This window comes from Rhizobium sp. C4 (genome assembly GCF_021026315.1).
Lineage (GTDB): Bacteria > Pseudomonadota > Alphaproteobacteria > Rhizobiales > Rhizobiaceae > Ensifer_A.
In genome coordinates this window covers 348,906-366,442 of sequence record NZ_JAJNCX010000002.1, presented here as the reverse complement: position 1 = coordinate 366,442, position 17,537 = coordinate 348,906, and the positions used below count along the sequence as shown (strand labels likewise).

Below are 17,537 nucleotides of genomic sequence, written 5' to 3'. Positions count from 1 at the left end.
GTGTCGCATTGCGATCTCCCGACGACCAAAGCCGAAAGGCTGGGACCCCCGAGGAGACGCCATGTTCAAGTATTTTCCCACCAACTATGTCTGGAACCTTTCGGTCAATCTGTCGATCGAGATGGGCGCTCGCATGGGTGAAATCGAGGAGATGTGCGCGCCGTTGCTGGAGGCCGCCAAGGCCCCGGACGCCGCCGGCACACAAGCCTTCCGCCAGACCTGGATCGACATGGCCGACAAGCTGGTCAGTCTCGCGGACGAGGACGCGGCGCGCGGGCGCCTGGTGTCTGCCGGCGACAAGCTGATCCGCGCCGCCAACTACATGCTGACAGCAGAACGCATGCTGGCCCACGGTTCGGATGGCCGCGTGGCACTCTACAACCGGGTCCTCGCCACCTTCGAAAAGGGCCTGAAGCTCTCCGGGTCGACCTGCCGCCGCGTCGAAATTCCCTATGAAGGCAAGCATCTTTCGGCGCTTTACGTGCCGGCCGAAGGCGTTTCCGGTCCCCAGCCTCTCCTCGTTCAGGTGAACGGTCTCGACAGCACCAAGGAAATGAAATTCCTCGTCGGCCTGCCCCGCTGGCTTGCCAAGCGCGGCATCGCCTCGCTGATCGTCGACCAGCCCGGCACCGGCGAGGCGCTGCGCCTCCACGATCTGAAGGCCCGTTTCGACAGTGAACATTGGGCAAGCCGCGTCGTCGACTGGCTGGAAACGCAACCGGATGTCGACCCCAAGCGCATCGGCATGGAAGGCGTCTCGCTCGGCGGCTACTACTGCCCGCGCGCCGTTGCTTTCGAGCCGCGCTTTGCCTGCGGCGTGGTCTGGGGTGCAAACCACGACTGGCGCGACGTGCAGAAGAAGCGCCTCGCCAAGGAAGGCGATTTCCCCGTCCCGCATTACTGGAGCCATGTCATGTGGGTCTGGGGCGCGAAGGACATCGACGATTTCATGCGCATTGCAGAAAATGTTCATCTCGACGGCGTGCTCGACCGCATCAAGGTGCCGTTCCTCGTCACCCATGGCGAAAAGGACAGCCAGATCCCGCTGCAGTGGGCGCATGCGACCTATGAGCAGCTCGTCAACAGCCCGAAGCGCGAACTGAAGATCTTCGACGCCCGCACCGGCGGCGTCCAGCATTCCAGCTTCGACAATTCGGCCAATGCCGGCGCCTACATCGCCGACTGGGTGGCCGAAAACCTGGGCGGCCACACTGCCCCCGAAGGTGTCGCATGAGCTTCAAGGTCCTGATGGCCGGCCGCCGCAGGCGGGGCCAGACGCTTGCCGAACATCGCCATCACATGAAGGATGTCCACGGCAGGCTGGTGCTGGACTACATCGCCGCGGAGCCAGACAACGCCCCGCGCCGCTACGTCCAGAACCATGTCTTCGACGGGATTTTCCCCGGTGGCGAAGGCAAGCCGGAACCCTTCGTTCGCGGTGTCGATTTCGTCACCGAAATCTGGGTTCCCGACCTTGCATCGCTGAAGGCCTCGCGCGAGACGCCGTTCTATCAGACGCATCTCCTGCCCGACGAGCCGCGCATGGTCGATCCCGAGCAGGTTGTCGGCATTCCGGTCAACGAAGAGATTGTCCGCGCACCCGATGAAACCGGCGCGTCCCGCGTGAAAGTCTTCGTCTTCTGGCATGCGACGGCGCCAGCTATCCCCGCACTGATCGCGGCCTTGGGTGTCACCGCTGATGCAGCACTCGGCCACAGCCGCTGCACGCCGGCCGTGCCATCGCCGGTGAAGGCCATCGACATATTCGCTCTCGCCGACGCGGCGGCGGGCATCGGCTTTGCCCAGGCCTGCCGCGATGCCATTCGGGATCGCCTGCCTGCGGAGCACGACAATTTCTCCATCGCCATCGCCAACGAACACGTTCTGAACGCCGGTTGATCCGGCGACGACTTCAAGGATTGCAGACCATGAACATTATCGGTCCTGATTATCTCGTCTTCGGCGTCGACGATGTCGCCGCCTCCATCGAATATCTCACCGCCTTTGGCCTCAAGCCCGTCGACGTGACGGACAAGGGTGGGCTTTTCGAGGCGCTGGACGGAACCGGCATCATCATCCGCCACAAGTCCGACCCGACGCTGCCGCCGCCGCTCCCGACCTCCAACATGCTGCGCCAGCAGGTCTATGGCGTGCGCGCCAATGAAGACCTCGACGCCATCGAGGCGGAACTGTCGAAGGACCGCCGCGTCACGCGTCTGGCGGACGGCTCCGTAGAAACCAAGGACGATCACGGCTTCGAGCTGAAGTTCCAGGTGTCCAAGCGCCGCGAACTCAACATGCCGGCCGAAAAGATCAATGCACCGGGCGCCCCGGCGCAGCGCAAGCCGAACGAGATCGGCGTCTGGGAAGAAATGCCCGCAGCGCCCCGCTCGCTCAGCCATGTCGTTCTCTTCGTTCCCGATATCGAAATCGCGACAAATTTCTATTGCGGTCGCCTCGGCTTCGTCATCACAGACGTCCTCAAGGGTGCAGGTCCCTTCCTGCGGCCCAAGGCCAATGACGATCACCACACGCTCTTCTTCATCCGCACGCCGGAATACATGAAGGGTTGCGAGCATCTGGCCTTCCACATGGGCGGCCCGACGGAACTGATGGTGGCCGGCACCCGCTTCGTCAAGAAGGGCTACCAGAGCTTCTGGGGTCCCGGCCGCCACAAGTTCGGCTCGAACTGGTTCTGGTACTTCAACAGCCCGCTCGGCTGTCACTTCGAATATGACGCCGACATGGACAAGCACGACGACGAGTGGATCGCCCGCGAGGCTCCCATGGGCGCGGAAGCCTCCCAGATCGTGCTCTTCGAGATGCGTGAGAAATGGGCCCCCGGCGGCCCGCCGCCCGGCGCGAAGCCCTGACATGGCGGAGGCTGGGAGGATGACATCCGCACAGCCGCTTTGCCACGCCGACGAGATCGCCGAAGGCGAAGCGCGGGGCTTCGGTCCGCTTGAAGGATACCGGCGCAAGATCGTGGTCCTGCGCCACAACGGTACGCTGCACGCCTGGCTCGACGCCTGTCCGCACTATCCCGGCGGCACACCGATGGCCTGGAAGACAGACGCCTATCTCAATGGCGAGAAGACCCACATTGCCTGCCATTCGCATGGCGCGCTGTTCGATATGGAAACGGGCGAATGCGTCCTTGGCCCGTGCCTGGGACAACAACTGACACGCATCGCGCTGACGATGAGCGACGAAGGGGAGATCTTCGTCACCGCAGCGCAGGAGGAGAAACGAGCATGAATTCGGGTATTCAGAAGGTTCTGGTTATCGGTGGCGGCTTCGCCGGCATGACCGCTGCCCTGCAGCTTTCCCGCAATGACCTTTCCGTCGATCTGGTCGAGATCGATCCGCAATGGCGCTCCTATGGTGCCGGCATCAGCCTGCACGGCTCGACGCTTCGGGTTCTCAAGCAACTCGGCCTCATCGAACGCTTCCTGGAAGAAGGCTATGCGACCGATGGCGTCCAGATGCGCGGACCGGACGACAGCGTCATCGTCAATCTGCCGACGCCGCGCGTGGCCGGACCGGAATTGCCGGGCGGCGGCGCGATCATGCGCCCGGCTCTCGCCAAAATCCTCTCAGAAGCCGTGCGCGCCTCCAGCACCAATGTCCGCCTCGGCCTGACCTTTACCGACCTCCGGGAGGATGCGGACGGCGTGTCCGTCACCTTCTCCAACGGCAGCGAAGGGCGCTACGATGCGGTCGTCGGCGCCGACGGGCTTTATTCGGCGGTCCGGGCGAAGGTCTTCCCCGACGCCCCGAAGCCGCGCTTCATCGGCCAGTCCGTCTGGCGCGCCGTGCTGCCAAAGCCGGAAGGCGTCGATACGGTCTCGATGTGGATGGGACCGAAGCTGAAGGTCGGCATGAACCGCGTCACGGAAGATACGGTCTATCTGTTCCTGACCGAAGACCGCGCCACCAATGATTTCGTCGCGCCCGAGACCTTTGTGCCGAGACTGCGCGCCCTGCTGGAGAGTTTCCCCTCCCCGATCATCCGCAAGGTCGCGTCCGAACTCTCATCCGAACACCAGATCGTTTATCGCCCGCTCGAACAGATGCTCATGCCGCGCCCCTGGTCTTCCGGCCGGGTCGTGCTGATTGGCGACGCCGTTCACGCCACGACGCCGCATCTCGCAGCCGGTGCCTGCATTGGCATCGAGGACGCGATGGTTCTGGCCGAGGAACTGGCGGTCGGGACCGATCTGAAGGCCGCGCTCGCCGCGTTCGAGGAACGCCGCTACGACCGCTGTCGGATGGTTGTCGAAAATTCCGGCCGGCTCGCCGATATCGAAATCCATGGCGGCAGCCGCGAGGAGCACGCCTCGATCATGCAGGATTCCATGCGGACACTGGCAGGGGCCATCTAGGGCCCTTCCACCAAAACATAAGTACAAACAAAAAGATAAAAAGCGCTTGCGCTGCGATTGAGGAGGTCGCGCGCATCCGGGCGCGCTGACAGAGCAGAGGAGAGATCATGTCAGGACAGACTTTCGGGAAGGGCGCCGTCGTCGCCCTCGTGATTGCCCATTGTGCGGGGATGCTCGATCTCATCGCGCTGCCCGTCTGGGTCGGCGCTCTGGTCGAGCGTTTCGGCTTCAGCCCGCAACAGGCGGGCGGACTTGCCACGCTCTTCCTGCTGGGCGCCGTGGTCGCGAGCGCCTTTGCCGCCCACCGCTTCAACCGGGTCAACCAGCGCGTCATTGCGGCGTCCGGGTTTGCGGTTGCGGCACTGTCCTTTCTGATCGCATCGACACAGACCGCCTTCGCACCGCTTGCGGCTCTGCATCTTCTGGCCGGCGTGTCGGTGGGCGTGGCGCTCTCCATGGTGCACGGAACCATGGGGCATGCCGCCAATCCGCATCGCCTCTTTGCCACGGCCGGCATCGCGATCGGCCTGTTCGGGATCGTCATGCTGGGCGCCATTCCGCAATTGCTGATCAGCCATGGCGGCGCGGCCATGTTTCAGGTCTTCGGTGCCGTCATGGCGCTCGCAGCATTGGCATGCGCACTGCTCTTCCGCAATCCGTCCTCGATCGAGCCCGACACGGTCACCCCGTTCAGCCGGGCGACATGGTTCACCATTTTCGGCGTCAGCATCATGACCTTCAACCAGGCCATGGTCTTTTCCTTCGTCGAGGTGATCGGCAAGTCGCGCGGGTTCGAGCCTTCACATGTGCTCGCCGTGCTGATTGCACTCGGCATCGTCAACTTCCTGTTTCCCTCGCCGCTTGCCGCCCTGCTCCAGAACCGGGTGCGGGCAAATGTGGTGGTGCAGATCGGCCCGGCCGTGCAGGCCCTGCTCGCGCTGATCGTCACGGGAGCAACGACCTTCGTCGTCTGGGCACCCGCTGCGGCCATCTTCGTCGCCGTCCAGATCTTCACCCACACCTTCGCCTTCGGCCTTCTGGCGAGGCTCGATCCTTCGGGGCGCGCGGTCGCGGCGACGCCGGCGACGCTGATGATCGGCGCAGCACTCGGCCCGATCGTCGGCGGTGCACTGGGCGAGAATTTCGGCTTCGGCGCCCTCGGCATCGCGGCCATCTTCGTGGCCGCCGTCTCCATCGGCTTCTTTACCAAGGCAAAAACCGCATGACATCATTCCCGCCCATCACCCGCATTGTTACCGGCCACCGCCCCGACGGCACAGCCATCCTGACCGAGGTCGGCCCGCTTCCGACCGTGGTGGATATCGCCGCCATTCCGGGCACCGTCTTTCACGAGGTATGGGCGACATCGCAGAGCCCGGCTCCGGTTGACAACGGCGTCGATCCGACGCTCGGGCCGCTCACCCTGCCGCCGCCGCCCGGCGGCACACGCATCCGCTTCGTCGATATTCCGCCGGACACCGAAGACTTCCTCAAGGACGGCGCCAGCCGCATGGACGAGGCCTTTACCGAGATCGGCGACGCCGCCGCCTCCACCGTGCGCGAAACCTCGCCGCATCCGCTCATGCACCGCACGGAATCGGTCGACTACGGCATCGTCATCGACGGCGAGATGACGCTGGTCGTCGACGATGGCGAAGTGCTGCTGAAACCGGGCTCCGTCGTCATCCAGCGCGGCACCAACCATGCCTGGGCGAACCGTTCGGGCAGGCCCTGCCGCATGCTCTTCATTCTCGTTTCGGGCGTCTATGATCCGGCAATCGCCGCAAGCCTCAAACTGGAGCCGTCACATCCGTCGACGAGCGCAGCGGCGGAGAAGGCCTGATGCGCGTTCTGGTCACCGGAGCAAACGGTTTTCTCGGTCGCGGACTTGTTGCACGGCTCTCCACCTGGGCGCCCGCCAATGCACGCGTCGTCCTGACGGACAGGTCGGTGGACGGTCTCGCCGCTCCGGGAACGCAGGTCCTGCCGGGCGACCTCGCTGATGCCGAGTTCAGAGCCGACCTGCTCGAACCCGGCTTCGACCTCGTCTTCCACCTCGCGAGCATGCCGGGCGGCCTTGCCGAGCGGCAGCAGGAGGCAGGCCTGCGGGTCAACCTTCTGGCCCCGATTGCGCTGGCCGACGAGGTGGCTGCCCGCCAACCGGGCGCACGCTTCGTCTTCGCCTCCTCCATCGCCGTCTATGGCACATTGAGCGACAGCGTCGTCACCGCGGAGACCGCGACACACCCCGACATTACCTATGGCGCGCACAAGCGCATGACCGAAATGCTGCTGGCCGACATGACCCGGCGCGGCGCTCTTTCTGCGATCAGTCTGCGCTTCCCCGGCATTGTCGCGCGTCCGCCGAGCGAAAGCGGGCATGGGTCAGCCTTCATGAGCCAGATCTTCCACGCCATCGCGGCCGGGACGCCCTATGCCTGCCCGGTTCCGGCAGAAAGCAGCTGCTGGTGGATGTCGCGACAGGCCGCCGTCGAGACGCTGCTGACGGCCGCCGCGCTCGAACAGCCGAACGCAACCATCATCCAGCCGCCCGTGCTGCATGCGAGCCTGAAGGAAGTCGCTGCGGCAACGGCCGACGTCACGGGTCGTCCCGCGCAGATCAGCTGGGGTAACGATGAAGGTCTGCGGAAAATCTTCGGCAGCATGCCGCCGCTCGATGCGGGCCAGGCTCTCTCGCTCGGCTTCGCGGCCGACCACGATCTCAAAGCGCTCGCAAGCGCTGCCCTTTCGACGTGATAGTGACCGCCTGGGCGGTCGCCATCTGCAAGCGAGCGCTTCAGGTCAAGGCGTCACTGACAGAGCCTTTCCGTCGCTGGAAAAGCGATGCTCGCGGCCGTGGTCGGGCGTCGCGAAAACGGCTTCGTCCGGCTTGAAGTCATGCTCGCCGAAGAGGCGGACGGTGATGAAACCTGCCTTCTCGGTATCGAGATAGACGATCGTGTCCGCACCCAGATGTTCGACATGGGTGATGACACCGCGCCATTCGCCTTCAGTGCGTGACAGGCCCACATGTTCAGGCCGGATGCCAATCGTCTTGGCCCCGGAGAGCCCCAGTCTGTCCGCATCAATCAGGTTCATCTGCGGCGAACCGATGAAGCCGGCAACGAAGAGGTTGGCGGGCTTGTTGTAGAGCTCCATCGGCGAGCCGACCTGCTCGATCTGGCCGGCATTCAGCACGACGATCTTGTCGGCCAATGTCATCGCCTCGACCTGGTCATGCGTCACATAGATCATCGTCGCCTTGAGACGGCGATGGAGGGCGGCAATCTCCAGACGGGTCTGTACGCGCAGCGCCGCATCGAGGTTCGACAACGGCTCGTCGAAGAGGAAGAGCTTCGGCTCACGCACGATGGCGCGCCCGATCGCAACACGCTGGCGCTGACCACCGGAAAGCTCGGCCGGGCGACGTTCCAGATAGGGATCGAGGGAAAGCAGGCCGGAGGCGACCTTGACGCGTTCGTCGATCAGCGACTTTGGGTTGCCCGCCTGTTTCAGTCCAAGGCCCATATTGTCGCGCACCGTCAGGTGCGGATAAAGCGCATAGGACTGGAAGACCATGGCAATGCCGCGCTTGGCCGGCGGCGTCACCGAGACATCCTGCCCGTCGATGACGACGGCGCCGGAGGTGATGTCCTCAAGGCCGGCAATGGTGCGCAGCAGCGTCGATTTTCCGCAGCCCGACGGCCCGACGAAAATTACGAACTCGCCGTCCTTGACGTCGAGGTCGATGCCCTTCAGCACTTCATGGGTGCCGTAAGCCTTGCGGATCGATTTCAGTTGGAGATTTCCCACGGTGTTCTCCGGGCGTCAAAGTTGGATCATTCTGCCGGTCCGCACGCTTTCGTCGGCGGCCAGGCAGATGCGAAGCGACTGGACGGCATCGTCCATGTGGCGATTGAGGTCGATATCCTCGCGGATGGCCTTCAGCACATAGGCCTGCTCCAGATCGCAGAGCTGCTGGTGACCCGGCTCGTCATCCATGCGCAGCAGCTCGTCCGGCGTGGCGAAGGCGCCATTCGCACCCGTCGCCGCCTTGTGCAGGCGGATGACGGAGGTCTTCGTATGGGTGTCGATATCGTCCGACTTGGCATTCGGGTCCATGACGATCGAGACGCAGCCCTTGGGCGAGATGACGTCCTTCACGAAGAAGGCCGTTTCCGACATCATCGGCCCCCAGCCCGCCTCATACCAGCCGACCGAACCATCCTCGAACATCACCTGCAGATGGCCGTAATTGTACATGTCCGGCGCGATTTCGTCCGACAACCTCAGGCCCATGCCCCGCACGGAAACCGGCTTGGCATCCGTGATCTGGCACATGACATCGACATAATGCACGCCGCAGTCGACGATCGGCGAGGTCGTGTTCATCAGAGCCTTGTGTGTCTCCCAGGTCTTGCCGGAGGATTGCTGGTTGAGGTTCATGCGGAAGACGTAAGGCCCGCCGAGATCGCGCGACAGGGCGATCAGCTTCTGCCAGCTCGGATGATGGCGGAGGATATAGCCGATGACGAGCTTGCGGCCGTTGGCACGCGCACAGGCGACCACGCGTTCGGCATCCGCCACCGTCGTGGCAAGCGGCTTTTCGACAAAGACATGCGCGCCCGCCTCCATGGCCATCACGGCGAAATCCGCGTGGCTGTCGGAATAGGTGTTGATCGAGCAAAGCTCCGGCTTCAGCTCTTTCAGCGCGTCCGGGAAGGACGGCAGGATCGCGTGGCCGGCAAGCGCCTCCGGCAGCGGCACCGCAGAACGATTGACGAGACCGGCAATCTCGAAGCCCGGATTGGCGACATAGGCCAGCGCATGGGACAGACCCATGTTCCCGAGGCCGGCGACGAGGACGCGGATCGGTTCGGCGGTCATTTCACGGCTCCTGCGGTGATGCCCCTGATCAGCTGGCGCGAGAAGAGGACATAGAGAACAAGCACGGGGAAGATCGCGAGCGAGAGCGCGGACAGAACCGCGTTCCAGTCGGTCACGAACTGGCCGATGAAGGTCTGCGCGCCGAGTGTCACCGTCTTCGTCTTCTCGCCCGGCGCCAGGATCAGCGGGAACCAGAGATCGTTCCAGATCGGGATCATCGTGAAGACGGCAACCGTCGCCATCGCGGGGCGGACGAGCGGCAGGACAAGGCGGAAGAAGATCGCGTATTCCGACAGGCCGTCGATGCGCCCGGCGCTCTTCAGGTCATCCGACACCGTGCGCATGAATTCCGAGAGGATGAAGACGGCAAGCGGCAGGCCTTGCGCCGTGTAGACGAGGACCAGCGAAACCAGCGTGTTGACGAGATGCAGCGCCACCATTTCCTGCAGGATGCCGATCGTGCCGAGGCGGATCGGGATCATGATGCCGAGCGCCAGATAGAGCCCCATCAGCAGGTTGCCGCGGAAGCGATATTCGGAGAGCGCAAAGGCGGCCATGGCGCCGAAGAGGAGTACGCAGAAGATCGAGGCGACGGTGACGATCAGCGAGTTCTGGAAATAGCCGAAGAAGTCGCCCTGCCCGAGCACGGTGTAATAGCCGGTCAGCGAGAAGGTCGACGGCAGCGGCGGGGTCAGCGGCGAGCGGAAAATGTCGTTGCGCGTCTTGAACGAGTTCATGATCGTCAGGACGACCGGGAACAGCGCGATGATCGTGTAAACGATCAGCGCCACGTGAACGAAGGCAAGACGGGTCCGTGAGATGCGGGCATTGGCCATGGCGACACCTTCAGAACTGATAGCGGCGCATCCGCCGCTGGATGCCAAAGAGATAGAGCGAGACGCCGGCGAGAATGATCAGGAACATGACCGTTGCGATCGTCGCCCCCATCGTCCGGTCGCCCAGCTGCAGCTGGAAACCGAAGAAGGTGCGATAGAGCAGCGTGCCCAGGATATCCGTCGATCCGTCGGGCCCGGCAAGCGCGCCCTGAACGGTGTAGACCAGATCGAAGGCGTTGAAATTGCCGACAAAGGTCAGGATCGATATGATGCCGATCGACGGCAGGATGAGCGGCAGCTTGATCTTCCAGAACTGGCTCCAGCCGGTAATGCCGTCGCATTCGGCGGCCTCCAGCACTTCGTCGGGAATGTTCAGAAGTGCTGCATAGATCAGCATCATCGGAATGCCGACATATTGCCAGACGGAGATCAGAGAGACCGCGATCAGCGCGCTGCCGGGCTTGCCGAGCCAGGGCGCGAACAGGAATTTCAGATCCACCAGGCTGAGCAGGTAAGGCGTGACGCCCCAGATCGGCGACAGGATCAGCTTCCAGATGAAGCCGACGATGACGAAGGAGAGCAGCGTCGGCAGGAAGATGGCCGTGCGGTAGAAGCCGGCAAAACGAAGCTTCGGGATAGACAGCAGCGCCGCCAGCGCAACGCCGATCGGGTTCTGCACCAGCATGTGGATGATGAAGAAGATGACGTTATTCTTCAGCGCGTTCCAGAAATCGGCAGCCCAGCGTTCGTTGCCGAACAGCGTGCGGAAATTGTCGAAACCGACGAAGATCTCCGTCCCCTGCACTTCCTTGTAGAACGAAAGGAACAGCGTGCCGCCGAGCGGCAGGATCATGATGGCCGTGTAGACGAGCACGGCGGGCGCCAGAAACACCGCGATATGCCAGCGGATCGGCTGGCGGCGCGGGATCGCGACCTCACTCTCCATCTGCTCGACCTGCATGACATCCTCGCCCGAAACGGTTGCTCAAACTCCGGCGCCATTCGTTTGCCGGATAATCAAGATGATCAGAAAAAGGGCTCCACCCTCAGGAGAGAGCGGAGCCCGATTGTGTCACTTTGCCGGCTTATACCAGCCGTCGAGGCCCTTCTGCAGCTTTTCGGCTGCCTTTTCAGGCGTATCAGTCCCGTTGATGACGTTGGCCGATTCCGTCCAGGTCTCGTTTTCGAGGTTCGGCGTGCCACGCGACAGGATCTGGTAGGTCGAGCGGATCGTCGACTTGCAGTCCTTGCGCCAGGAGACGAATTCCTGGGCGAGCGGGTCCTTCATCTCGACCGCAGTCGAGTTCAGGCTGAAGAAGCCGGGCAGCGCGTTGGCGTAGATCGAGGCGAATTCCGGCGAGGCAACCCAGGCCAGGAAGGCCTTGGCGGCTTCCGGATGCTTGGTCTTGGCATTCATGCCCATGCCGATATCGGTATGGTCGGAAATGTAGCAGGCATCGCCATCCTTGGCGACCGGCGGACGGAACGCGCCCATCTTGAACTGCGCCTGCGTGTTGAAGCCGGAGATTTCCCACGAACCGGCCGGATAGATAGCAGCGCGGCCGAGCGTGAAGAGGTTCTGGCTGTCCGGATAGGACTGTGCCTCGAAACCGTCACCCAGATAGGGTTTCCACTTGGCGATTTCCTTGAACGGCGCAACCCACTGCGCGTCGGTCAGCTTTTCCTTGCCGGCGATCAGCGCCTTGCGGCCATCTTCGCCATGCCAGTAGTTCGGGCCGATATTCTGGTAGCCCATGGTGGCGGCTTCCCAGAGATCCTTCGTGCCCATGGCCATCGGGATATAGGTGCCGTCCTTCTTGATCGCGTCGAGAACCTTGTAGAACTCGTCCTGCGTCTTCGGCGCCTTCAGGCCGAGCTTGTCGAAGGCATCCTTGTTGTAGATGAAGCCATGGATAACGGAGGCCATCGGCACGCAGAAGGTGGCCTTGGCATCGTCGGTCTGCCAGGCGGACTTGGCGACGGGCGAGAAATTGCCCATGCCGTCGAGGCTCGTGAGATCGGTCAGGAAGCCCTTGTTGTAGAGTTCCAGCGAGGCATCGAACGGACGGCACGAAATCAGGTCGCCTGCCGTGCCGGAAGCCAGCTTGGCGTTGAGCGCGGCATTGTATTCCGTCGGCGCCATCGGCGTGAAGTTGATCTTGATGCCCGGATGCTTGGCCTCGAATGCCGGGATGATCTTGTCCTTCCAGATGGCGAGGTCGTCGTTACGCCAGCTTTCGATGGTCAAGGTCGCGTCTTCGGCATGCACGACGGACGCGAGGCCCGAAAGCACCGTCGCCGCGAGAAGACTTGATTTGATGAGACGGTTCATTCTCGTTCTCCCTCTTTGCCGAATGCCAACTGCGGCATCGGATTGTTGCAGTCTCACAGTCCGGCCCGCGCCATCTCAAGCGCCTGTCGGAAATTCTGGTTGCAGCTTGCCAGCAGGCGGATGGCGCTTTCCGGCGTCTCGGCACCCGACGCCAGCAGCGTCGCGACCTTCACCGAACCGCTGGCGCGCTGAAGGCAGCCGGCCGCCTGGTCGACGTCCACGCCGGCTATTTCGGATACGATACCGCAGGCTCTGCGCTGCAATTTGGCATTATCTGCCTTTAAATTGATCATATAGCCATCATGAACGTGGCCAAGCCGGATCGCCATGAGGGTGGAAAGCATATTGAGCGCAATTTTCTGCGCGGTCCCCGCCCCCATCCGCGTGGAGCCCGCGACGACCTCCGCAGGCGTTTCGAGAAGCACGGCCACGTCGCTCAGCGCGTGAAGCGCCGCGTCGCGGTTGTTGGCGATGCCGATGACGGCAGCGCCGCGATCACGCGCCGCACGAGCGATGGCAAGCGTATAGGGCGTGGAGCCGCTGGCGGTAATGCAGACAACGCAATCGCCGTCAGCAACGCCCGCAGCATCGAGATCCGAGAGAGCCAGAGCCTCGTCATCCTCGTAGCCGCCCGCGAGGTCGGAAAGGCTCGCAACGCCTCCGGCAAGCAGGATTTTCACATCTGCACGTGAAAGACCAAAGGTTCCAGGAAGCTCCAGTCCATCGGCAAGCGCCATCAGGCCCGAACTGCCCGCTCCGACATAAATCAGGCGACCGCCGGCCTTGAGGCGTTCGGCAGCCAGCTCTCCAGCGCGGGAAATGGCGGGAATGGCGGCGCGCACGGCTTCGGCAGCCTTCAGCTGCGTATCCTGAATCACGCCCAGAATCGCCTCCGACGGCAGACCGTCGAGACCCTCCGCGTGTCCGTGCCTTGCTTCCGTTGCGCCCGGCATGCCGTGCTCCCCTTGTTTTGAGGTATTAATGCCATTAAAATACCAATTGTCCAGAAGAAATTTACCATTTGCCGCAATCGCGTCTCTCATTCGGTACATACATTCCAAAAATTCCATTTTTCTCAGCCATTTAGCGGAATATTCGAAGCCGCGCACAAATTGGCCTTGGTAAATGGTATTTTTTTGGTATTGTATTGGCAGGAGATCGAGATGCCAGATTACTTCATCGGAATTGACGGGGGAGGAACCAGCTGCCGCGCCGCTATCGCGGACGCATCCGGCAATATTCTCGGGCGCGCTCGCGGGGGCGCAGCCAACATTCTCACCAATCTCGACGGCGCACTCGCCAACATCACCTCGACAGCAGGCGACGCGGTGCGCGCAGCCGGCCTCGACCTCGATCTGGGCGAAATTCCAGCCTTTCTCGGCCTCGCGGGCGCCAATGTTGCCGAACAGGTCCACGAACTTGCCGCGCGCCTGCCGTTCAAGGCCGCGCAGATCGACACTGACGGACTGATTGCGCTGCAGGGCGCCTTTGGCAACGACGACGGGGTGGTAGCGATCCTGGGGACCGGCTCGGTCTATATCACGCGCCATTCGGGCAAGGTGTCCTACACCGGCGGCTGGGGGTTCATGCTCGGCGATCTCGGTGGCGGCGCCCGCATTGGACGAGCACTTCTGCAGGAATGCCTGCTGGTTCACGATGGCGTGCGCCGGAACTCGCCGCTGATCGAGGCGACGATGAAGAGCTTCGACAACGAACCGATCCGTCTTGTCACCTTTGCCCATGAAGCGAGCCCCAGCGATTTCGGCCGTTTTGCCCCCTCGATCTTCGAGGCAGCGGGCCAGGGAGACGTTGCGGGAATGGCGCTGGTCAAGGGCGCCGTCGGCGCGGTCGACGAGGCGCTGGATGCCGCGGCGCGCGAAAGCCACTGTGGAATCTGCCTTCTAGGTGGCCTTTCGGCTCTTTATCCGAATTGGATTGCCAAACGGCATCAAGAAAGACTGATAGAACCGCAAAAAGATGCGCTCGGCGGGGCCGTGTCGCTGGCCATATCGTCCTTCAGCAAGGGGGCGCAGTGATGGCAGTCCTGTCGACAATTCTTCCGCTCGATGGCTTGCAGGGCAATGGCACGGGTCCTCTCTACGTGAAGCTCCGCCAGTCGCTGGAGAAGGCGATTCGCAGCGGCGCGCTCCAGCAGGGCGAGGCCTTGCCGGCGGAACGCGACATTGCCGATTACGCCAGCATCAGCCGCGTGACCGTGCGCAAGGCCGTGGATGAACTGGTTCAGGACGGTTTGCTTGTGCGCCGCCACGGGTCTGGAACATTCGTCTCAAAGCCGGTCTCCAAGGTCGAACAGCCTCTGTCGCGGCTCACCTCGTTTACGGAAGACATGGCGCGGCGCGGCCTTTCCACGCGCTCCGAATGGCTGGAGCGCGGCCTCTTTGCCCCCTCTCCCGACGAGATGATGATGCTGGGCCTCGGCCCCGGCGCGCTCGTCGCCCGCTTCTCGCGTCTGCGCCTCGGCGACGACAATCCGCTGGCGATCGAACGCGCGAGCGTGCTCGCCGAATACATGCCGGATCCGAATGCCGTGACGACGTCGCTCTATGCCGCGCTTGAAAAGCACGGCGCCCGGCCTGTGCGCGCCATCCAGCGCATATCGGCCTGCAACATCAAGAGCCAGGATGCCGAGCTGCTGGGCGTTTCGGAAGGCTCGGCCGGACTTTCCATCCAGCGCATCTCCTACCTGCCGTCGGGCAAGGTGGTGGAACTGACGCGATCGCTTTATCGCGGCGATGCCTATGACTTCGTTGCAGAACTGACATTGGGTTGATGGGCGGATGGTGAAATCAGACAAGAAGGACGACTGCATGACCACCACGCACATGCGCCAGGAAATCAACGAAATCCCCGAAGCCATCGCACGCCTGCTGCAGGGCTCCGCTGCCGTTCTGGCTGAGGCCGGCAAGGCGCTTGCGAAGGCCGATCCCGCCTTTGTGGCAACGATTGCGCGCGGTTCTTCGGACCATGCCTCGCTGTTTCTCAAATATGCGACCGAACTTGTCGCCGGCCGCGCCGTCGCTTCGCTTGGCCCGTCGCTTGCCTCCATCTATGGTAAACGGCTGAGACTCGACCATGCGGCAGTCTTCGCCGTATCGCAGTCCGGCCGCAGCCCGGATATCGTCTCGATGCTGGAAGGCGCAACTCAAGGCGGTGCGCTGACGCTCACGCTGACAAATGCGGCCGGCTCGCCGCTCTGGAACGCCGCCGACATCAAGATCGATATCGCCGCCGGTCCGGAACTCGCCGTTGCCGCGACCAAGTCCTATGTCAGTTCCGCCGTGGCGGGGCTTGCGGTTCTGGCCCACTGGGCGGAAGACGCATCACTGCTCGCCGCCGTCAATGGGCTCCCCGAACATCTGAGCAAGGCGCTCGCCCTCGACTGGGATGTCATGGTGCCGGTTCTGGAACAGGCGGGGTCTCTCTACGTGCTGGGTCGCGGGCCTTCGCTTGCCATCGCCTCGGAGGCCGCGCTGAAGTTCAAGGAGACCTCCGACATGCATGCCGAGGCCTATTCCTCGGCCGAAGTGATGCATGGTCCGGTGGCGCTGGTCAGCCCCGGTTTCCCCGTTCTGGTTCTGGCCGCGCGCGATGCCGCCGAACGCTCGGTCGTCGATGCGGCAGATGCGCTCGCGGCCAAGGGCGCAAGCGTGTTCGTCACGTCCTCGCTGGCGCAGCGCGCCCATCGCCTGCCCTTCATCGAGACCGGCCATCCGCTGACCGATGCGCTTGCCCTCATCGTTCCCTTCTACGGCTTTGCGGAAGCACTGTCGCGGCGGCGGGGGTTCAATCCGGACCAGCCCGTAGCCCTCAAGAAAGTGACGGAAACACAATGACATCCACAACGGCGATCCGTGGCGCCCGCATTTTCGATGGCGGCCAGTGGCATGAAGGCAAGGTGCTCCTTGTCGAAGGCGACCGTTTCGCCGGCATCGTCGCCGAGAGCGACGTGCCGTCCGAGGCGCAAAACGTCGATTACGACGGCCAGTGGATCGTCCCGGGGTTCATCGATTTACAGGTCAATGGCGGTGGTGGCGCCCAGTTCGGCGATGCCACCTCTGTGGAGGCCATTCGCACGATCACCTCGGCCCATGCCCGCTTCGGCACGACAAAACTGCTGCCGACGCTGATTACCGACACGCCTCAGACGACGGAACTGGCGCTCGAAGCCGGACGCGACGCGCATGCGGCGCGGGTTCCCGGCTATCTCGGCCTGCATCTGGAAGGTCCGCACCTGTCGATCGCCCGCAAGGGCGCACATGATCCGGCGCTGATCCGCCCGATGGAGACGAGCGATGTCGAGCGCCTGATGCGTTTCCGCTCGGAAGTCGGCGTGCTGCTGACGACGCTCGCACCGGAAAACGTGTCGCTGCAGCAGGTGAGCACGCTCACGGACGCCGGCATCCTCATCAGCCTCGGCCATACGGATACGGATGCGAAGACGGCGCAGGCCTATTTCGGCGCCGGCGCTGCCATGGTCACGCATCTCTTCAACGCCATGAGCCCGCTGACCCACCGCGAGCCGGGCCTGGTGGGTGCAGCACTTGATGCGCCGCAGGTCTTTGCCGGATTGATTGCCGATGGCTACCATGTCGACCCGATCGCCATGGGTATTGCCCTGCGCGCCAAGAAAGCCCCCGGGCGGATCTTCCTCGTGACCGACGCGATGTCGCCGCTGGGGACGGACATGACGGGCTTCATGCTCAACGGGCGACAGATCTTCCGCCGCGACGGCCGGCTGACGCTCGCGGACGGAACGCTCGCGGGTGCCGACATCGACATGCTGGGCTGCGTGCGCACCGCCCACCGCCTCCTCGGCCTGCCGATCGAAGACGTGCTGCGCATGGCCTCGCTCTATCCGGCCGAGGCGGTCCGCATCAGCGGCTCGCACGGGCGAATCAAAGCCGGATTCGTGGCCGACTTTGTCGCGCTCTCCCCGGACCTCGACCACATCGCAACCTGGATCGACGGCAAGCAGCAGACCAGAACCGTGTGACCGGAAGCGCCAACGGCGCGGCCCGCGGCTTCCCCGGAAGCGGCGGACGAAGCCGTATGCGCGTTCGGAAAAATACATGATTG

The 17,537-nt window shown here is 63.3% G+C and carries 18 protein-coding genes; 12 read left to right on the top strand and 6 right to left on the bottom strand.

Translation table 11 applies throughout. The annotated features are described in order from the left end of the window. The first annotated feature begins 61 nt into the window (after positions 1 to 61). The 8 genes from LQK84_RS05300 to LQK84_RS05265 all read left to right on the top strand — a co-directional run bounded on the left by LQK84_RS05300 (position 62) and on the right by LQK84_RS05265 (position 7,142). A complete protein-coding gene (locus LQK84_RS05300) occupies positions 62 to 1,234 on the top strand; it encodes an alpha/beta hydrolase family protein (RefSeq protein WP_230827621.1) in 1,173 nt (390 codons plus the stop codon). Then, entirely contained in the window at positions 1,231 to 1,899 is a 669-nt protein-coding gene (locus tag LQK84_RS05295) for an EthD domain-containing protein (RefSeq protein ID WP_230827620.1), read from the top strand. Before LQK84_RS05300 ends, LQK84_RS05295 begins: the two co-directional genes overlap by 4 nt. Before the next feature lie 29 nt (positions 1,900 to 1,928). Then, complete coding sequence (locus tag LQK84_RS05290; RefSeq protein ID WP_230827619.1) at positions 1,929 to 2,873, top strand: VOC family protein; 945 nt, start codon at positions 1,929 to 1,931, stop codon at positions 2,871 to 2,873. Positions 2,874 to 2,892: 19 nt separating this feature from the next. Next, positions 2,893 to 3,258, top strand: coding sequence for a Rieske (2Fe-2S) protein (locus LQK84_RS05285; protein WP_230827618.1), 366 nt, complete (start codon positions 2,893 to 2,895; stop codon positions 3,256 to 3,258). Then, positions 3,255 to 4,385 (top strand): FAD-dependent oxidoreductase, encoded by a 1,131-nt coding sequence (locus LQK84_RS05280; RefSeq protein WP_230827617.1) that lies wholly within the window; start codon positions 3,255 to 3,257, stop codon positions 4,383 to 4,385. The genes LQK84_RS05285 and LQK84_RS05280 overlap by 4 nt, the downstream gene beginning before the upstream one ends. Before the next feature lie 107 nt (positions 4,386 to 4,492). Next, positions 4,493 to 5,611, top strand: coding sequence for an MFS transporter (locus LQK84_RS05275; protein ID WP_230827616.1), 1,119 nt, complete (start codon positions 4,493 to 4,495; stop codon positions 5,609 to 5,611). Continuing rightward, complete coding sequence (locus LQK84_RS05270; RefSeq protein WP_230827615.1) at positions 5,608 to 6,228, top strand: cupin domain-containing protein; 621 nt, start codon at positions 5,608 to 5,610, stop codon at positions 6,226 to 6,228. The genes LQK84_RS05275 and LQK84_RS05270 overlap by 4 nt, the downstream gene beginning before the upstream one ends. Next, positions 6,228 to 7,142 (top strand): NAD-dependent epimerase/dehydratase family protein, encoded by a 915-nt coding sequence (locus LQK84_RS05265; RefSeq protein ID WP_230827614.1) that lies wholly within the window; start codon positions 6,228 to 6,230, stop codon positions 7,140 to 7,142. Before LQK84_RS05270 ends, LQK84_RS05265 begins: the two co-directional genes overlap by 1 nt. A gap of 45 nt (positions 7,143 to 7,187) precedes the next feature. Here the strand turns inward: LQK84_RS05265 and LQK84_RS05260 are convergent, their stop codons facing one another. The 6 genes from LQK84_RS05260 to LQK84_RS05235 all read right to left on the bottom strand — a co-directional run bounded on the left by LQK84_RS05260 (position 7,188) and on the right by LQK84_RS05235 (position 13,393). Then, the gene (locus tag LQK84_RS05260) at positions 7,188 to 8,198 is read right to left on the bottom strand and encodes an ABC transporter ATP-binding protein (RefSeq protein WP_230827613.1); all 1,011 of its coding nucleotides are present in this window, start codon (positions 8,196 to 8,198) and stop codon (positions 7,188 to 7,190) included. A gap of 15 nt (positions 8,199 to 8,213) precedes the next feature. Further along, positions 8,214 to 9,272 (bottom strand): Gfo/Idh/MocA family protein, encoded by a 1,059-nt coding sequence (locus tag LQK84_RS05255; protein WP_230827612.1) that lies wholly within the window; start codon positions 9,270 to 9,272, stop codon positions 8,214 to 8,216. Further along, the gene (locus LQK84_RS05250; RefSeq protein WP_230827610.1) at positions 9,269 to 10,108 is read right to left on the bottom strand and encodes a carbohydrate ABC transporter permease; all 840 of its coding nucleotides are present in this window, start codon (positions 10,106 to 10,108) and stop codon (positions 9,269 to 9,271) included. Before LQK84_RS05250 ends, LQK84_RS05255 begins: the two co-directional genes overlap by 4 nt. A gap of 10 nt (positions 10,109 to 10,118) precedes the next feature. Beyond that, a complete protein-coding gene (locus tag LQK84_RS05245) occupies positions 10,119 to 11,069 on the bottom strand; it encodes a carbohydrate ABC transporter permease (RefSeq protein WP_230827609.1) in 951 nt (316 codons plus the stop codon). 111 nt (positions 11,070 to 11,180) lie between these two features. After that, positions 11,181 to 12,440, bottom strand: coding sequence for an ABC transporter substrate-binding protein (locus tag LQK84_RS05240; RefSeq protein WP_230827608.1), 1,260 nt, complete (start codon positions 12,438 to 12,440; stop codon positions 11,181 to 11,183). 53 nt (positions 12,441 to 12,493) lie between these two features. Beyond that, the gene (locus LQK84_RS05235) at positions 12,494 to 13,393 is read right to left on the bottom strand and encodes an N-acetylmuramic acid 6-phosphate etherase (RefSeq protein ID WP_269071842.1); all 900 of its coding nucleotides are present in this window, start codon (positions 13,391 to 13,393) and stop codon (positions 12,494 to 12,496) included. Between the two features lie 210 nt (positions 13,394 to 13,603). Here LQK84_RS05235 and LQK84_RS05230 point away from each other — a divergent pair, with 210 nt between their 5' ends. The 4 genes from LQK84_RS05230 to nagA are packed head-to-tail and all read left to right on the top strand — an operon-like array spanning position 13,604 to position 17,454. Continuing rightward, positions 13,604 to 14,476, top strand: a complete 873-nt coding sequence (locus LQK84_RS05230; protein WP_230827606.1) for an N-acetylglucosamine kinase — start codon at positions 13,604 to 13,606, stop codon at positions 14,474 to 14,476. After that, positions 14,476 to 15,231 (top strand): GntR family transcriptional regulator, encoded by a 756-nt coding sequence (locus LQK84_RS05225; RefSeq protein WP_269071815.1) that lies wholly within the window; start codon positions 14,476 to 14,478, stop codon positions 15,229 to 15,231. The genes LQK84_RS05230 and LQK84_RS05225 overlap by 1 nt, the downstream gene beginning before the upstream one ends. 37 nt (positions 15,232 to 15,268) lie before the next feature. Beyond that, positions 15,269 to 16,294: an SIS domain-containing protein gene (locus tag LQK84_RS05220; RefSeq protein WP_230827604.1), complete on the top strand. Its 1,026-nt coding sequence runs from the start codon at positions 15,269 to 15,271 to the stop codon at positions 16,292 to 16,294. Next, positions 16,291 to 17,454 (top strand): N-acetylglucosamine-6-phosphate deacetylase, encoded by a 1,164-nt coding sequence (gene nagA / locus LQK84_RS05215; protein WP_230827603.1) that lies wholly within the window; start codon positions 16,291 to 16,293, stop codon positions 17,452 to 17,454. Before LQK84_RS05220 ends, nagA begins: the two co-directional genes overlap by 4 nt. Positions 17,455 to 17,537 lie beyond the last annotated feature (83 nt).

Coding starts and splice junctions, on each gene's coding strand:
- LQK84_RS05300 (WP_230827621.1), top strand. CDS start 62: ATGTTCAAGTATTTTCCCACCAACTATGTCTGGAACCTTTCGGTCAAT.
- LQK84_RS05295 (WP_230827620.1), top strand. CDS start 1,231: ATGAGCTTCAAGGTCCTGATGGCCGGCCGCCGCAGGCGGGGCCAGACG.
- LQK84_RS05290 (WP_230827619.1), top strand. CDS start 1,929: ATGAACATTATCGGTCCTGATTATCTCGTCTTCGGCGTCGACGATGTC.
- LQK84_RS05285 (WP_230827618.1), top strand. CDS start 2,893: ATGACATCCGCACAGCCGCTTTGCCACGCCGACGAGATCGCCGAAGGC.
- LQK84_RS05280 (WP_230827617.1), top strand. CDS start 3,255: ATGAATTCGGGTATTCAGAAGGTTCTGGTTATCGGTGGCGGCTTCGCC.
- LQK84_RS05275 (WP_230827616.1), top strand. CDS start 4,493: ATGTCAGGACAGACTTTCGGGAAGGGCGCCGTCGTCGCCCTCGTGATT.
- LQK84_RS05270 (WP_230827615.1), top strand. CDS start 5,608: ATGACATCATTCCCGCCCATCACCCGCATTGTTACCGGCCACCGCCCC.
- LQK84_RS05265 (WP_230827614.1), top strand. CDS start 6,228: ATGCGCGTTCTGGTCACCGGAGCAAACGGTTTTCTCGGTCGCGGACTT.
- LQK84_RS05255 (WP_230827612.1), bottom strand. CDS start 9,272: ATGACCGCCGAACCGATCCGCGTCCTCGTCGCCGGCCTCGGGAACATG.
- LQK84_RS05250 (WP_230827610.1), bottom strand. CDS start 10,108: ATGGCCAATGCCCGCATCTCACGGACCCGTCTTGCCTTCGTTCACGTG.
- LQK84_RS05245 (WP_230827609.1), bottom strand. CDS start 11,069: ATGCAGGTCGAGCAGATGGAGAGTGAGGTCGCGATCCCGCGCCGCCAG.
- LQK84_RS05240 (WP_230827608.1), bottom strand. CDS start 12,440: ATGAACCGTCTCATCAAATCAAGTCTTCTCGCGGCGACGGTGCTTTCG.
- LQK84_RS05235 (WP_269071842.1), bottom strand. CDS start 13,393: ATGCCGGGCGCAACGGAAGCAAGGCACGGACACGCGGAGGGTCTCGAC.
- LQK84_RS05230 (WP_230827606.1), top strand. CDS start 13,604: ATGCCAGATTACTTCATCGGAATTGACGGGGGAGGAACCAGCTGCCGC.
- LQK84_RS05225 (WP_269071815.1), top strand. CDS start 14,476: ATGGCAGTCCTGTCGACAATTCTTCCGCTCGATGGCTTGCAGGGCAAT.
- LQK84_RS05220 (WP_230827604.1), top strand. CDS start 15,269: ATGACCACCACGCACATGCGCCAGGAAATCAACGAAATCCCCGAAGCC.
- nagA (WP_230827603.1), top strand. CDS start 16,291: ATGACATCCACAACGGCGATCCGTGGCGCCCGCATTTTCGATGGCGGC.